12 protein-coding genes and 2 pseudogenes are annotated in these 15,561 nt (G+C 71.5%); 7 read left to right on the forward strand and 7 right to left on the reverse strand.

Going from position 1 to position 15,561, the window contains the following annotated elements; translation table 11 throughout:
- The first annotated feature begins 78 nt into the window (after window positions 1-78).
- Window positions 79-1,706, forward strand: a pseudogene (locus ACIBK0_RS44970) (IS200/IS605 family accessory protein TnpB-related protein).
- Here ACIBK0_RS44970 and ACIBK0_RS44975 read toward each other — a convergent pair.
- Window positions 1,686-1,898, reverse strand: a complete 213-nt coding sequence (locus ACIBK0_RS44975; protein ID WP_399094057.1) for a hypothetical protein — start codon at window positions 1,896-1,898, stop codon at window positions 1,686-1,688. The pseudogene ACIBK0_RS44970 and the gene ACIBK0_RS44975 overlap by 21 nt on opposite strands.
- On the opposite strand from ACIBK0_RS44975, the gene ACIBK0_RS44980 reads away from it, so the two are divergent.
- Window positions 1,897-5,265, forward strand: coding sequence for a hypothetical protein (locus tag ACIBK0_RS44980; RefSeq protein ID WP_399094060.1), 3,369 nt, complete (start codon window positions 1,897-1,899; stop codon window positions 5,263-5,265). The two genes, ACIBK0_RS44975 and ACIBK0_RS44980, sit on opposite strands and share 2 nt — an antisense overlap.
- An 88-nt stretch (window positions 5,266-5,353) precedes the next feature.
- Here the strand turns inward: ACIBK0_RS44980 and ACIBK0_RS44985 are convergent, their stop codons facing one another.
- The 3 genes from ACIBK0_RS44985 to ACIBK0_RS44995 all read right to left on the reverse strand — a co-directional run bounded on the left by ACIBK0_RS44985 (window position 5,354) and on the right by ACIBK0_RS44995 (window position 9,091).
- Window positions 5,354-6,331, reverse strand: coding sequence for an acyl-ACP desaturase (locus ACIBK0_RS44985; protein ID WP_399094062.1), 978 nt, complete (start codon window positions 6,329-6,331; stop codon window positions 5,354-5,356).
- Between the two features lie 220 nt (window positions 6,332-6,551).
- Window positions 6,552-7,328 (reverse strand): dimethylargininase, encoded by a 777-nt coding sequence (gene ddaH, locus ACIBK0_RS44990; protein ID WP_399094065.1) that lies wholly within the window; start codon window positions 7,326-7,328, stop codon window positions 6,552-6,554.
- A 128-nt stretch (window positions 7,329-7,456) separates the two neighbouring features.
- Window positions 7,457-9,091, reverse strand: a complete 1,635-nt coding sequence (locus tag ACIBK0_RS44995) for an ABC-F family ATP-binding cassette domain-containing protein (RefSeq protein WP_399094068.1) — start codon at window positions 9,089-9,091, stop codon at window positions 7,457-7,459.
- A gap of 314 nt (window positions 9,092-9,405) precedes the next feature.
- On the opposite strand from ACIBK0_RS44995, the gene ACIBK0_RS45000 reads away from it, so the two are divergent.
- Both ACIBK0_RS45000 and ACIBK0_RS45005 read left to right on the forward strand, forming a co-directional pair.
- A complete protein-coding gene (locus ACIBK0_RS45000) occupies window positions 9,406-10,086 on the forward strand; it encodes a GPP34 family phosphoprotein (protein ID WP_399094071.1) in 681 nt (226 codons plus the stop codon).
- Between the two features lie 120 nt (window positions 10,087-10,206).
- Window positions 10,207-11,070, forward strand: a complete 864-nt coding sequence (locus ACIBK0_RS45005) for an isocitrate lyase/phosphoenolpyruvate mutase family protein (RefSeq protein WP_399094074.1) — start codon at window positions 10,207-10,209, stop codon at window positions 11,068-11,070.
- 49 nt (window positions 11,071-11,119) lie between these two features.
- On the opposite strand, the gene ACIBK0_RS45010 is transcribed toward ACIBK0_RS45005, so the two are convergent.
- Window positions 11,120-11,536: an SsgA family sporulation/cell division regulator gene (locus ACIBK0_RS45010; protein ID WP_399094078.1), complete on the reverse strand. Its 417-nt coding sequence runs from the start codon at window positions 11,534-11,536 to the stop codon at window positions 11,120-11,122.
- A 284-nt stretch (window positions 11,537-11,820) separates the two neighbouring features.
- Here ACIBK0_RS45010 and ACIBK0_RS45015 point away from each other — a divergent pair, with 284 nt between their 5' ends.
- Window positions 11,821-12,870 (forward strand): WD40/YVTN/BNR-like repeat-containing protein, encoded by a 1,050-nt coding sequence (locus ACIBK0_RS45015; RefSeq protein ID WP_399094080.1) that lies wholly within the window; start codon window positions 11,821-11,823, stop codon window positions 12,868-12,870.
- Between the two features lie 74 nt (window positions 12,871-12,944).
- On the forward strand, window positions 12,945-13,271 hold the full coding sequence (locus tag ACIBK0_RS45020) for a plasmid stabilization protein (protein WP_399094083.1): 327 nt from the start codon (window positions 12,945-12,947) through the stop codon (window positions 13,269-13,271).
- A gap of 16 nt (window positions 13,272-13,287) precedes the next feature.
- On the opposite strand, the gene ACIBK0_RS45025 is transcribed toward ACIBK0_RS45020, so the two are convergent.
- A complete protein-coding gene (locus tag ACIBK0_RS45025; RefSeq protein ID WP_399094089.1) occupies window positions 13,288-13,542 on the reverse strand; it encodes a hypothetical protein in 255 nt (84 codons plus the stop codon).
- A gap of 122 nt (window positions 13,543-13,664) precedes the next feature.
- On the opposite strand from ACIBK0_RS45025, the pseudogene ACIBK0_RS45030 reads away from it, so the two are divergent.
- Window positions 13,665-15,273: pseudogene (locus ACIBK0_RS45030) on the forward strand (IS200/IS605 family accessory protein TnpB-related protein).
- On the opposite strand, the gene ACIBK0_RS45035 reads toward ACIBK0_RS45030, so the two are convergent.
- The gene (locus ACIBK0_RS45035; protein ID WP_399094092.1) at window positions 15,270-15,398 is read right to left on the reverse strand and encodes a hypothetical protein; all 129 of its coding nucleotides are present in this window, start codon (window positions 15,396-15,398) and stop codon (window positions 15,270-15,272) included. The pseudogene ACIBK0_RS45030 and the gene ACIBK0_RS45035 sit on opposite strands and share 4 nt — an antisense overlap.
- Window positions 15,399-15,561 lie beyond the last annotated feature (163 nt).

A 15,561-nucleotide genomic window follows, 5' to 3' on the forward strand; every position in this document is an offset into this window, starting at 1 on the left:
GAATGGGTGACCTTTCCCGGTGGTGGTCGTTGGGTGGGGTGACGGGCTTGTTCGACCCTGGAGGGGAGGGTGATCGGGTTGAGTGGGCTGCGGGAGGTGGCGGCGCCGTTCGTGGTGCCCGGCCCCTGCGGGGTTGCAGTCCGTGACCGGCTCAGGCATCTGACCGCCGAGGACGAGAAGGTGCTGCGTCTTCTCGGCGCGCATCTCGGCTCTCTCGCCTCGAAGGACCTCAAGGCGCGCTGCGCTGACGGCCTGGAGCACTCCACGGACACGTGGGCGGGTCGTAAGCGGGCGCTGACCGCCGAGTCGTCGTCCCGGTGGGCGGGCAGCATCACGAAGGCCACACACGATCAGTGGGCCCTCGCCCGGCGAGGCCAGGCGGCGCATATCCACTCGCTCGAAGCCGGTATCAAGACCATCGGACACAGGCTGTCGTTGCCGGTCGGGGAGAAGGGCTCCAAGCGGGCTTCGGGTGGCTACCGCTCGGCGCACGAGTGGTTCCGGAAAACGCGCCGCCTGCACGTTCTTGAGGACCGGCTCAGCCAGGTCCGGGCCGACCGTGAGGCCGGTGCCGTGCATATAGCCCGCGGCGGCAAACGTCTGCTCAACACCCGGCACAACCTCGCCGACGCGGGGCTGAGCGAGGCCCAGTGGCGTGAACGCTGGGAAGCCGAGCGCTGGTTCCTCCAGGCGGACGGCGAGAGCGGTAAGCGCTACGGCAACGAGACCATCCGCGTCAGCCCCGACGGCGAGATCAGCATCAAGCTGCCCGCCCCGCTGGCCGGCCTGGCCAACGCCGCACACGGCCGGTACGTCCTCACTGCGAAGGTACGGTTCCCTCATCGCGGGCAGGAGTGGGCCGACCGCGTGGAGGCCAACCGGGCTGTCGCCTACCGCATCCACCGTGACACGGCACGCGGGCGCTGGTACCTGACCGCCTCCTGGCAGATCCCGCTGTCGAAGACCATCCCGCTCGAATCCGCCCTCACCGACGGTGTGATCAGCGTGGACACCAACGCCGACCACCTCGCCGCCTGGCGCCTGGACACGCACGGCAACCCGATCGGCAACCCACGCCGCTTCTCCTACGACCTGTCCGGCAACACCGACCACCGCGACGCCCAGGTGCGGCACGCCCTGTCCCGGCTGCTGAACTGGGCCAAGACCTGCGGTGTGAAGGCCATCGCCGTGGAAGACCTCGACTTCGCCGCGGAGAAAACCCGCGAGAAGCACGGACGCCGACGCCGGTTCAGACAGCTGATCTCCGGCATGCCCACCGGCAAGCTCCGCGCCCGGCTCACCTCCATGGCCGACGCCACCGGCATCGCCATCATCGCCGTGGACCCGGCCTACACCTCCAAGTGGGGTGCCCAGCACTGGCAGAAGCCCCTCACCGCGAAAAACCGCACAACCACCCGTCACGATGCGGCGAGCATCGCGATCGGACGACGCGCCCAAGGGCATCCCATCCGGCGACGGACGACACCGCCCCCTGCCCACCAGAGCGATGGGCAGGGGCATTCACCGTCCAGGCCAGACCGGATGCCGTCGGGCGTGAGGGACCCCGCCCCCGCGACCCCGGACCACGCACAGGATGCGTGCAGCCGGACGTGGAGAGTACGCGGGCGACCAGGACATCCAAAACCGTTCGAGATGTCCGCAGTGACCAGGTATGGGTACAACACTCACTCCTGCTCACTGATTAAGAACGGTGTTTGCAGCCCGATGTGCTGCCGTACCCGCTCGGCGTCGTCGGACCCGATCAGGCCCAGCAGGAACTCGATCGCCTGTCGCGACGTGCTGTTGTCATACACGGGCGCATGATGCCCCGCCGAACCGGCGGCCCGCACCGGGAAATCAGTACGCCGCACGGCTTCCAGCAGGCACAATCCCCGCATGACCCGCACCCCGCAGCAGGACGCCGACAGTCTGCTGAACGCCCTCGACCCGCTTCCGTACCCGCAGCGCATGCGCGAACTCGCCCTGCGGGTACCGGAGATGGTCCCGCTGCGTCCGGTGCTGGAGGAGCTCGAGGCCCGCGGCCCCTACGAAGCAGGGATCGCCGTCGTCGCCGCGTCCGTCGGCCGGGACACCGCGTGGGTGGCGGACCGCCTCGCCGACCCGGACGGCTTCGTGCGCGGACACGCCCTGCGCGTCGCCCGAAGTCTTCACGTGCCCGACTCCGCCTACGAGTCGGCGCTGGACGACGCCCCGGAGGCGATCCGCAGGGAGCTGCTGCGCGCGATCGTCGCCGGACGGCGCACCGCGCTGGCCGACCGCCTGGTGGACGGACTGCGGCGAGATTGGGGCGACGCGGAGGCGGCGCGGCTGCTGCCCGGGTGCACGACGGAGACGGTGGCCAGGCTGCTGCCCGAACTCTTCCACGCGGTGACCGGCTGGAAGGCCCTCGGCAAGCGGCACCCCGGCCCCCTTCTCGACGTCGCAGAGCGGGAGTTGACGACGCTGCCCGAGGCGTTGCGCGCCACCTGGTGGGCCCGGTACACGCAAGGCGTGGCCGCCACCGTCGGAACGGAGCCGCTGCGCGTGCTCGGCCTGCTCGAACGATTCGGGCCCGCCACCCTTCCGTACCAGCTGCATGTTCGCCTCGGAGAATTCGCGGCGGCCGACGCGGGCCGGCTGCTGAGGCTGCTGCACAGGCCCACCGGAATCCCCACGCACCGCAGTCGGGCCCTGGGACCCGCCGTGCTGCGCAGACTGGCCCGCTCCGGTGCGCCCGAACTCACGCAGTACGGGCGGCTCTTGGCCGAGTGGGGCGATCTCGCGCCGCTCCTGAAGGCCATGCCGCCCGCGCGGCGCCACGCCTTCTACCGGGCCGCGCAGGAAGATCGCGGAGCCGTGGGCGTCACCATCGACGCCGTCATCCTCGAAATCCTGCCCCGCAGTTGCGTCGCCGAGGAGGCCCGGCGGATGGCCGCCGAGGCGCGCGAACGCGGCGCTCTGCCGAGCTCCCTGCTGCTCGCCGACTCCTTCCTGCCGGTCGCCGAAGTACGTGAACGGCTCGTCGAGGCCACCCGCCGCCCGGCCGCCGAAGACCGTGCGGAGGCCTGGCGGTTGCTCATCCGCAACGCCGCCCGCTCCGGCGACCGTGCGGCCGTCACCTCCGTACTGGAGGAGATGGGACGGCTGCGCAACGAACAGGATCCGGTGCGGTCGGCCGCGCTGCACACCCTGTCCGGTCTCCCGCCCGCGTTGTTCACCGAGGACGCCGAGCCGCACCTCGACCGCATCGCCGTGCACGCCGTCGAGGCCCGCGACTCCTCGCCCGCCACCCGGCAGCACCTCAGCCGGCTCGCCGTCTCCGTGCTGCGCGAGCACACGGCAGGCGGGGGACGGGAGTTGGTGAACTGGGCGCTGCGCACCCTGGTCCGGATCTCCGGCAACACCGGCGGCGCGGACCTCGGTCGGCTCGACGCGAGGCTGCGCCGCGGCCAGGAGCGCCAGGTCTACGAGGCCCTGCGGCCGTGGATCGAGGCGGGCGCCGAGAAGGCCGACTACAGCCTCGCCTTCGCGCTCGCCCGCGCGGTGGGGCGCCGCGCGGCCGGCATGCCCGAGCTGCAGGAACTGCTGTGGCAGGCCATCCGATACGGCAACGACGTGACCGTGCGCTCCGCTGTCGAGCTGTGGCTGGAGGCGCCCGCGACTCGGGACGAGCGGGTGGCACGCATCCTCGCGCTGGAACCGTCCGCGGGCGCGCTGTGGCCCGTCCACCAGGTCGTCACCCGGCGCCGCACCGATCTGCTCGACCTGCTGCTCGCCGAGGCCCCTCCGTACGGACGCTTTCTGACCAAGGGCACCCCCTGGACCGTACCGGTGGACCGTGACGTACGGCGTTGGGTACCACGCCAGCAGCTGGCGGTGGCACGGCAGTTGGCGACAGAGGCCGAGGACGCCGGACTGCCGCTGTACCAGCGGGCCGCCGCCGTCGCACAGAGTGCGCGAGTCCCGGGCAGGGGCGCCGATCTCTTGCGTCGCTGGACGGATTCCTCGGACGTGGTGCTCGCCGAGGCGGCCCTCGCCGCGCTCGCCCGCACCGACCGGCCCGCCGACGCGCTGCCCGAGCTGCTGGGACACGGGGGCGGCGAGCGGGCGCGGGTCGCGGTGTACGCGGCCACGCAGGCGTCCCGGTACGCGGCGCCGTCACGTCTCGGCGAGCAGCTGCGCGAGGTGCTGTTCGCGCCGCGCGCCAAGGTGACCAGCCGCAAGGAGGCCGCCCGGCTCGCCGCCGTACGGCTCCCCATGCCACGGGCGGCCGCGCTGCTGACCGAGGCGTACGCGGCTCCGGGCGCCCATCTCGACGTCCGTGCCGCCTGTGTGGCCTTCGCGGGCGGTCTGCTCGCTCAGGAACGGGTCTGGGGCCTGCTGCGCGACGCCGCCGGTGGCGAGCCGGTGCTGCGCACCGCGGTCCTGCGGGTGTCCCCGCTGGACCTGCCCGAGCCCCACCGCGAGCGGTACGCCCAGCTGGTGCGCGACGTGTCCGCCACCGACGACCCGGAGACCGCCACCCTCGCCTTCGGCGCCCTGGCCCGCTGGGCGCCCTGGTCACCGCAGGCCCCGACGGTCCTCGCCGACGCCGTCACCGATCTGACGGTACGCACGAGCTGGCACGCCGCGGCCAACGGTCTGGTGACCGCGGCGGTGGGCTCGCTGCGGGGTGGCGGGGGCCTTGAGCAGGCCCTGCGGATGCTGGCCGAGGCGGAGACCTCCGTCGGGGCGGAAGATGCCGGCCAGTCCGATGCCGACGAGCGGCGCGACCGCCCCGCCCGTCGGCGCGTCGACTACCTCGTCGCGCGTCTCGCCCAGCAGGCCAGGACGGCCCCGGCGCCCATCCGTCCCGCGGCCCTCGCCGCCGGCGAACTGCTCGCCGGGTACGACGCCTTCGTCCCGCAGGCCGCCGCCATCACGGCGTTCCACCTGGACCTGGACGAGGAGCCGGTGCGGCTGGAGTGGCTGGCCGCCCTCACCGACGGCCGCCCGGCGCTCGCCGCCCGGACGGCCGGGGAACTCGGCGACCGGCTGCGGCGACAGGCGCACGAGGGGGATCCCGAGATACTGCTCGACGAGGTACGGCGCCTCACCGCGCACGGCGGGCACGGCGAGGGGCTGCTCGCGGCGGCCGTCACCGGGGCGATCGGCAGCCGTACGGGCTGGGCCGCGCCCTGGCGGGAGCGGCTGAGAGCACTGCGCCGCCACCCGGTGGCCGACGTGCGGGACGCGGCGCTGGACCAGGTGACGGCGTACGAGTAGCGGATCCCCCGGTGAGGGCCCGGGGGAGGCGTGCGGCTAGGGGCTCTGCGAGGAGCCCCGGTCGGCGGCGCCGCAGTGCCGTGACCTGTCAGCCGGCGGCGCGTGCCGCCATGCGGGCCTTGCGGGCCGCGAGCTTCTCGTCGAACTTCGAGGCCTCCGCGTCGAGGCCGCGCATGAAGCGGCCGAGCTCCTCCTGCGCCTGCAGACCCATGGGGCCGAGGCCGTCGATCTCCAGGACCTTGAGGTGGCGCAGCACCGGCTGGATCACGTCGTCGTGGTGGATGCGCATGTTGTAGACCTCGCCGATGGCCATCTGCGCGGCGGCGCGCTCGAAGCCGGGCATGCCGTGACCGGGCATCCGGAAGTTGACGACGACGTCGCGCACGGCCTGCATGGTCAGGTCGGGGGCCAGCTCGAACGCGGCCTTCAAGAGGTTGCGGTAGAAGACCATGTGCAGGTTCTCGTCGGTCGCGATGCGCGCCAGCATGCGGTCGCAGACCGGGTCGCCCGACTGGTGACCGGTGTTGCGGTGCGAGATGCGGGTCGCGAGCTCCTGGAAGGCGACGTACGCCACCGAGTGCAGCATCGAGTGGCGGTTGTCGGACTCGAAGCCCTCGCTCATGTGTGCCATGCGGAACGCCTCGAGCTTGTCGGGGTCGACGGCGCGGGAGGCGAGCAGGTAGTCGCGCATCACGATGCCGTGCCGGCCCTCTTCCGCGGTCCAGCGGTGCACCCAGGTACCCCAGGCACCGTCACGGCCGAAGAGACTGGCGATCTCGTGGTGGTAGCTCGGCAGGTTGTCCTCGGTGAGGAGGTTGACGACCAGCGCGATCCGGCCGATCTCGGTGACCTTGGACTGTTCCTTGTCCCAGGCCTCGCCGTCCTCGAAGATTCCGGGGAAGTTACGGGCGTCGCTGAACGGCACGTACTCGTGCGGCATCCAGTCCTTGGCCACCTTCAGGTGGCGGTTGAGCTCCGTCTCGACCACTTCTTCCAGCGCGTACAGCAGTCGAGCGTCGGTCCAGGCGGCGGACGGGCTGCCGAGGTGGGGAGAAGTGATCGTCACGGGTGCTCCAGGGAGGGGGACGGGGACGTGTACAACGAGCGGGGACGAAACTTACGGCATCGTAGGCTACGTATCCGTAGGTTACGACACCGTAGGTTAAGTTCGCTGTAAAGACTGCTGATCAGCGGGGGTCCCCGGGGCGCAGCGCCACCCCGGGCGCACGCCGGAAGCACCCCGGACCCCCAGGTCCCGGAGCCGAACGAGCACCGCGATCACCCGATCAGACGTACAACTCCCGGAGTCGGACCGAGAGACATGTCACACAGCCTTCGAGCTTCTCGAACTCGCTGATGTCCACGAGGACCGGTTCGTGGCCGAGGTCCGCGAGCAGCTCCGCCGTCTTCGGGGCGCTCGCGGCCATCAGCAGCTTTCCGCCGCCCAGCAGCACGACGTGCGCCCCGGACTCCTCCGGTACCGGCAGGAAGCGCGGGAACAGCGACGGCGTGTCCACCAGCGGCTCGTGTCCGATGACCGTGCCGTCGGGCAGTGCGGTGACCGCGGACTTCAGGTGCAGCACCTTGCTCACCGGCACGGCGACGACCCGCGCCCCGAGCGGCTCGAAGGCCGCCCGCAGCTGCTGGACCCCGGCCGCGTTGGTGCGCCCGCCGCGGCCCACGTACACCGTGTCGCCGACCTTCAGGATGTCACCGCCGTCGAGGGTGCCCGGCTCCCAGATCCAGTTCACCGAGCAGCCCAGGCGGGCCACGGCCTCCTCGACCCCGGCGGTCTCGCCGCGCCGCGACTCCGCGCCGGGGCGGGAGATCAGCGCGACATTGCGGAAGACGACCACCGTGTCCTCGACGAACACCGAGTCCGGGCAGTCGTCGGCCGCGTCCACCTCGACGGTCTCCCAGCCGTGCGTGCGCAGCGCCTCCGCGTACGCCTCCCACTGCTCGACCGCCAGGTCGACGTCCACCTTCGCGCGCTCGATGTGCGTCACCAGCCCCTCGGCGAGGCGGGGGCTGGGCCGGCGGACGAGCGCTTTCTGGCTGGGCACGGGTGGGTCTCCGAATCGGCAGGGGGTGTCGGCGCACATCATGCAGCGCAGGTCGCGCGCGCAAAAGCCCCCGGCCTGACGTCGGGTAACACCTGAACCCCGACGCTAGGCGGCTCCCGGGCCCCGCACTAGGCGGAATACCCGACAGTTTCCGGAGCGATTTCTTTCAGTTCTCCTCCTTCCAGGATGAGCCAACGCGTGATTCCGAGGGACTCCAGGAACGGCATGTCGTGGCTGGCGACGATCAGCGCTCCCTCGTACGACTCCAGGGCCGTCGTGAGCTGCCGGACGCTCGCCATGTCGAGGTTGTTCGTCGGCTCGTCGAGCATCAGGAGCTGCGGCGCGGGCTCGGCCAGCATCAGCGCGGCCAGTGCCGCCCGGAAGCGTTCACCGCCGGAGAGGGTCGCCGCGCGCTGGTCGGCCTTCGCGCCCTTGAACAGGAAGCGGGCCAGCCGCGCCCGGATCCGGTTGTTCGTGGCGGCAGGCGCGTACCGGGCCACGTTCTCGACGACGGTCAGCTCGTCGTCGAGGACATCGAGCCGCTGTGGCAGGAAGCGCAGCGGCACATGGGCCCGCGCATCGCCGGACACCGCGCCCAGTTCCCCGGCGATCGTGCGCAGCAGCGTGGTCTTGCCCGCGCCGTTGCGCCCGATCAGCGCGATCCGTTCGGGGCCGCGCAGGTCGAACACGCCGTCCACGCGGGCGCCGTAGCGCAGCTCCAGGTTCTCGAGTGTGAGGACGGTGCGCCCCGGCGGCACGGCCGTGTACGGCAGGTCGACGCGGATCTCGTCGTCGTCCCGTACGGCCTCCACCGCGTCGTCGAGACGCTCCTTCGCCTCGGCGAGCTTCCCCTCGTGCATGATGCGGTGCTTGCCCGCGGACTCCTGCGCGGCGCGCTTGCGTGCCCCCATGACGATCTTCGGCTCGCGCTTCTGCTCGAACATCTTCTGGCCGTACCGCTTGCGGCGGGCCAACTTGACCTGGGCTTCGACGAGTTCGCGCTTCTGTTTCTTCAGGTCGGCCTCGGCGACGCGCACCATGCGCTCCGCCGCCTCCTGTTCGCCGGCGAGCGCCTCCTCGTACGCGGAGAAGTTGCCGCCGAACCAGGTCACCTCGCCGGAGCGCAGATCCGCGATCTGGTCGACCAGGTCCAGGAGTTCGCGGTCGTGGCTGACCACGACCATCACTCCGGACCAGGACTCGACGGCCGCGTACAGGCGCCGCCGTGCGTACAGGTCGAGGTTGTTGGTGGGCTCGTCCAGCAGGAGTACCTCGGGTCGGCGCAGCAGCAGTGCGGCCAGGCGCAGCAGCACCGACTCGCCGCCCGAGACCTCACCGACGGTGCGGTCCAACTCGATGTGCCCGAGCCCGAGTTCGCCGAGCGTCGCCAGTGCCCGCTCCTCGACGTCCCAGTCGTCGCCCACGACGTCGAAGTGCTCCTCGGCCACGTCGCCCGCCTCGATGGCGTGCAGCGCGGCGCGGGTGGCGGCGATGCCGAGCGCCTCATCGACCCGCAGACCGGTGTCGAGCGTGACGTTCTGTGGCAGATGGCCGACCTCGCCCGCGAGCCGGACCGTGCCGTCGGCCGGGGTGAGCTCTCCGGCGATCAGCTTCAACAGCGTTGACTTTCCTGATCCGTTGACGCCGACGAGGCCGGTCCTGCCGGGGCCGAAGGCGACTTGGAGGTCGTCGAAGACGGCGGTGCCGTCGGGCCAGGCGAAGGAGAGGGCGGTACAGGTGATGGAGGTGGGGAAGGTAGACATGAGGGCCTCGCGGTTGCTGGGTGCGGTCGGGGGTACGCGTTCGGGACACCGCGGGGCGACGACGATCAGTTCGGAGGGCAGCCGGCCGGTAGGACAGCAGAAAAGCCCCGCACCGGAGGACGGCTCGTACGCCGAGGTCGCACGCTGCGCACACGGAGGCCAGGAAGAGCTGGCTGTGTGTGACGCGGTGTCTCAGACCTCAGACGAGCAACGTCCTTCTCCAATCGACGGCAACAGGACCGCTATGCACCGTAGGGGCGGCTCTGGAGGCTGTCAAAGGATTAACGTGGCCCGCACGACCCGAAGGAGATCCCGTGCCGAACGGCTCGCTCTCGCTGCCCGCCCGGCTCTACCTCCTGGCCTGGGACACCAGCAGGCTCAAGGTCACCGGCGCGACCCATCTCCACCACCTGGTGCGCGCCGGCGCTCTCACCGAGCTGGCGCAGCGCGGACTGCTGATCGACGAGAACGGCATCGTCACCCCTGTCGACGCCGACTCCCGCACGGGCGACGTCGTCCTCGACGGACTGCTGGAACTCGTCGCGGAGTCCCGGCCGCGGAAGTGGCAGGCATGGGTGACGCTGCGGGCGCGCGTCACCCTGGACGCCGTGCGGGCGCAGCTGGCGGCCGACGGATACCTCCGGGCGGAGAAGAAGCGCGTCCTCGGCCTCTTCCCCTCCGTGGAGTACGAGCTGGAGCGGGTGCCCGCCGTGGACGCACTGCACACCGAGGCCCGGCAGGTACTCCAAGGCCCGCTCCCCGTCGCCGAGATCTCCGACCGCGACGCGGCCCTCGTCGCCCTCGCCGCCGCGGCCGAACTCCGCACCCTCGCACCCGCCAAGGACCGCAAGCTCCACAAGACCCGCCTCGAAGACCTGACCGACCGCAGTGGCGCGGCGGCTCCGGCCCTGAAGAAGGTCATCCAGGAACTGCGCACGGCGGTGATCGTGGCGACGACGACGGCGTCGGCTGCAGGGGCGGCTGCCGGGGGCTGAGGGGCGCGCACCCTCGCGCACCCCGGCCTGGCTGGATTTCGCCCATCCCGGCGTCCGCCGCCCACGTACACGTCGTTTTCCTGCCAGCCCTCCACCCCGCCCCATGCTTGGCTCATCCCCATGACGAACCCCGAATCCCCCCGCACGGAACCGAGTTCCCTGCGTGAAACCGCGCTCGCCTTTCGTGCCCTGCACGTGCCCGGTCGGCCCCTCGTTCTGCCGAATGTGTGGGATGCGATGAGTGCCCGGATCGTCGAGGAGGCGGGCGCGAGCGCGGTGGCGACGACCAGCGCGGGGCTCGCGTGGGTGTGGGGTGCGGCGGACGGGGACCGGCTCGACAGGGACGGGGCCCTCGGCGCGGTCGGGCGGATCGCCGCGGTGGTCCGTGTGCCGGTCAGTGCGGACATCGAGAGTGGCTACGCGCAGGACGCCCAGGGGGTCGCGGACACGATCCGCGCGGTGCTCGCGGCGGGTGCCGTGGGCGTCAACATCGAGGACGCGCTCTACGACGGCCCCGACGGCGGCGCGCCGCTGCGCCCGATCGCCGAGCAGGCGGAGCGCATCGCGGCGGCCCGCGCGGCCGCCGACACTGCCGGAGTACCGCTGTACGTGAACGCCCGCATCGACACCTATCTGCGGGGCGCCGGCAAGATCGACGAAACCCTGGAGCGGGCCGCCGCCTTCCTCGCCGCCGGAGCCGACGGTGTCTTCGTGCCCGGAGCCGTCGATCCGGTGACCGTCAAGACACTCGTCGGGGGCATCGAAGGCCCGGTGAACGTCATGGTGGGCCCCGGCGCGCCGTCCGTCGCCGAACTGGCCGCCCTCGGGGTCGCCCGGATCAGCGCGGGTTCGGGCATCGCGCAGGCCGCACACGCCCTGGTCCGCCGTGCCGCGCGGGAGCTGCTGGACGCGGGGACCTACGACTCGCTGACCGACGGACTCGACTACGCCGAGCTCAACGCCCTGATGGACAGAAGCGGCTGAGGACGGGAACCCCGCTCAACAGGCACCCCGCCTCAGCAGGTACCCCACCTCAGCACGTACCCCGCATGAGCTCCGCCAGGTCGTGGTCCAGGTCCACCTGGAGGTGCTCGAGGCCCACGGGCACCAGCTCCGTCGTGCACTGCAGGAATCGCCGCAACTCGCCCGAGCGCACATGCACCACGGCGGTGCCCTCGGGGGCGTGGAACTCCAGAACGGTGCGGTCGTAGCCGTACGGCCGCACCCGGACGTCGCCCCAGCCCACCGACTCCTCGAGCCCTGACGTGAGCAGCTCGCGGGCGAAGGTCCAGCAGACCTCCACGCCTTCCAGCGTGGCCGGCGCGGGGAAGGTCATACGGACCGCGAAGGGATCGCTCCGGTCGTAGTGGAGCGTTGCGGGAATGCTCGGCATCCGCGGCGCGGCGGCGACGAGGCGGGCCTCTACGGGCTGCTCGATGACGGTGGACAACGCCTTGCTCCCTTGTGACGGCTGGACGAACTCCGGGCGGATGAGGCCGGTCAATTGAAGAGACGAAGAAATGAGCCACTGCGTGCACCTGATACTGGAGTGACCTCTGTCACCGCGTTCATGCACGGTGGTGATCCATGTCTCGTCCCGTCGTCTTCGGACATCCGAGAGGACACTCGGTCGGGGCCCCGGGGTTCCCGGGATCGCCATCTGGACGGCACAGGGGGAGTGGGCTAGCTTCGCCCGCCATGAGGGGCTTGGGGAACACGAGACGTACGAGTCGGATGGTCACCGTGGGACTGTGCGCGGCCGCGTTCGCCGCCACACTCACGGCACCCGCGCAGGCGCACGAGCCGGCGAAGGCGCCGCACTGGGAGCTCAAGGACAGTGGCACGGACGTAAGGTTCCGCGGCCTGTCGGCCGTCAGCCGGGACACGGCCTGGGTGGCCGGTTCCAAGGGCACCGTGCTGCGCACCACCGACGGGGGCGCGAACTGGCGCAGCGTATCCCCGCCCGGCGGCGCGGACCTGGAGTTCCGCGACATCGAGGCGTTCGACGCGCGGCGCGCCGTGGTCCTGGCCATCGGCGAGGGCGAGGCCTCCCGCGTCCTGCGCACGGACGACGGCGGCGCGACCTGGACGGAGTCCTTCCGCAACACCGACACGAAGGCCTTCTACGACTGCCTCACCTTCTTCGACCGGCGCCACGGCCTGGCGATGAGCGACCCGGTGGACGGTAGGTTCCGCATCCTGTCGACCAGTGACGGCGGCCGCTCCTGGAAGGTGCTGCCCAGCGACTCGATGCCCGCGGCTCAGGACGGCGAGGCGGGCTTCGCGGCGAGCGGGCAGTGCCTGGTGACCTCGGGACCGCGTGATGTGTGGCTGGCCACCGGCGGGGGCGCACGCGCGCGCGTGCTGCATTCCTCGGACAGGGGACTGACGTGGACCGCCACCGACACGCCGATCCCGGCCGGCGACCCGGCGCGCGGCGTCTTCGCCCTCGCCTTCCGCGACCGCACCCACGGCCTCGCGGTCGGCGGCGACTACCGTGCCGACCAGGCCTCACCCCAGACCGCCGCGCTCACCCCCGACGGCGGCCGCACCTGGACGTCCGCCACCCAGCCCCCGCCCGCCTACCGCTCGGGCGTGACCTGGCTTCCGCACAGCCGCACCGCCGCGCTCGCGGTCGGCCCCACCGGCACCGACCTGACGACGGACGGCGGCCGCACCTGGCGCACCGTGGACACCGGTTCGTACGACACCGTGGACTGCACCCCCGACCTGGGGTGCTGGGCCTCCGGCGAGAAGGGACGGGTGGCCCGCCTGGAGCGCTGACCCGTGCGGTGTACGCCCGGATGCGGGGTACTCGGGCCGCGCAAGGCAGTGACCGCGAAAGGAAGTGATCAGCCGTGCCACGCGGTTCGAGCCCCAAACGGGAACGTCAGTACGAGCACATCAAGGAGAGCGCACTCGACCGTGGGGAGAGTGAGCGGCGAGCCGAAGAGATCGCCGCGCGGACGGTGAACAAGGAGCGCGCCCGGTCCGGCGAGTCGAAGACCGCCAGCCGTACGTCCACTCAGGACATGTCGTCCGGCAAGCGGGGCGGTCAGCGCTCGCACAAGGGCTCCCAGGGGCCCACTTACGACCAGCTGTACGAGGAGGCCAAGCGGCGCAACATCCACGGTCGCTCGGACATGAACAAGAGCGAGCTGAAGCGCGCCCTCGGCGGCGAGTGAACCGCGCAGGCCCGGTTCAGCCGAGCGTCTCGCGGTACGGCTCCAGGGCGGGCGCCGTCTTGGTCGCCACGAACTCGGTGATGCGGTAGGCGCACACATCCGCGGTGACGAGCGGGTCGCCCGCGGTGATCTCCTCGATCCGCGCCCGGTCCTCCGCGACGGCGAGAATCACTTCGCCGTCGCGGGGGTTCGAAACTGTTGTTGCTTGACCGTGCGCGAGTGCGCTTTCGCGAGCATGAGTGAGTGTTGGTGTCGTGGTGGCGGTATCCAGGCGGGTTGCCGGTCGATGGGAACGGATGTTTGTCCATCGAATGCGTGACCTTTGTGGGTGGAATTCGTTGGGCGGGGTGAGGGCATGGTGCGGCGACGGGCGGGGCGACGGGATTGCGGGAGGTGGCGGCGTCGTTCGTGGTGCCCGGCCCTGCGGGTGTGTCGATCCGGGCCCGGTTGCGGGTGTCGGAGACGGACGCGGCGGTGCTGGCCGAGGTGGGGGCGTTCCTGGGTGGACTGGCTGCGGGTGATCTCGTGGTGCGTTCCCGGCAGGGACTGGACCATGACGCTGGCGCGTGGGCAGCACGGAAGCGGGAGCTGACCGGGGTCTGCTCGGCCAGGTGGGCGGGCAGTATCACGAAGGCCACGCATGACCAGTGGGCGCTGGCCCGGCGTGGCCAGATCGCCGAGATGGCGTGGCTGCGGGGCCAGATCACGTCGATCGAGGCGCGGCTGGCACGTCCGCTGGGCGCGACGGCGGACAAGCGGGAGGGGCTGGCGCGGGGGTACGGGTCGCGGGCGGAGTGGCATGCCAAGTCCCGTCGCCTGCATGCTCTACGGATGCGGTTGGCGGACTGGGCGGCGGGTTGGGTACGGGTGGTGCGAGGCGGGAAGCAGCTCGCCCGGCTGCGCCATCACCTCGGCGAGGCCGGGCTGGACGAACAGGGGTGGCGGGAGCGGTGGCGGGCGGCCCGGATGTTCCTGGCCGCGGACGGCGAGTCAGGTAAACGCTTCGGCAACGAGACCATCCGCATCACCGACACCGGACAGGTGTCCCTCAAGCTTCCGGCCGCGCTGGCCCGCCTGGCGAATGCCCCGCACGGCCGGTACGTGCTCGACGCGACCGTGGTGTTCGCGCACCGGGGCCAGGAGTGGCTGGACCGGATCACCGCGAACCGGGCCGTTGCCTACCGCATCCACCACGATGTGGTGCGCGGCCGCTGGTATGTGACCGCCTCCTGGCAGCGCACCCCCACCCCGGTGCTGCCACTGGAGGCGGCGCTGGCCAGGGGCGTGGTCGCCATCGACATGAACGACGATCACCTCGCCGCCTGGCGTCTGGACGTGCACGGCAACCCGGGTGGGCGAGCCCCACCGCTTCTGCTACGACCTGAGCGGCTCCGCAGCGCACCGGGACGCGCAGATCCGGCACGCGCTGTCCCGGCTGCTGCACCACACTCGTGCCGCCGGGGCGGTGGCGGTGGCGATCGAGGACCTGGACTTCACCGACGGCAGGTCCCGGGAGAAGCACGGCCGCAACAAACGCTTCCGCAGTCTGATCTCCCGCTTCCCCACTGCGAAGCTGAAGGCCCGGCTGGTGGCGATGGCCGCCCAGCAGGACATCGCGGTCGTCGCGGTCGATCCCGCCTACACCTCACCGTGGGGCGCCCAGCACTGGCAGCAGCCCCTGACCAGCAGTAATCGCACAGTTTCCCGGCACGATGCGGCGAGCATCGCGATCGGGCGACGCGCCCTCGGGCACCCGATCCGGCGACGGACGGCACCGCCCCCACACGACCAGAGCGATCGTGCGGGGCATCGGACCGCCCAGGCCGCAGCGGAGACCCGCAGGCGTGAGGGACCCCGCCCCCGCATCCCCGGACCACGGACGAGATCCGTGCCGCCCGGCAGCGGAGCGAACGCGGGCGACCAGCGTGCCCAACACCGTTCGGAGCACGCGGCTGAGCACCAACGGTCCTGGAGACAGGACCCACTTCCACTCAGCCCCTAGGAACGGTTCTTGCGCCCGGACGCGACCCCCGCGGCGTACTGCTCGCCGAGCCACGCGACATGCGCTGCCAGAACGGCGTCGACCGCTTCGAGCGGCGCGGTGTAGGTCAGCTCCAGTACGAACATGATCGCGACCCAACCCTTCCTGAAGGCCGGCAGTTGAAGACCCCTGTCCGACCGGCCCGCTCCGTGAGCCCCTAGGAGTTGTCTTCAAATGTCACGCCCACATCAGGAGCGAGGCGAGGGTGACAGCTGCCTGGTAGGACTCGGCGGTCTTGTCGTAGCGGGT

The sequence above is a fragment of the Streptomyces sp. NPDC050564 genome (assembly GCF_044457265.1).
Taxonomy (GTDB): Bacteria; Actinomycetota; Actinomycetes; order Streptomycetales; family Streptomycetaceae; genus Streptomyces.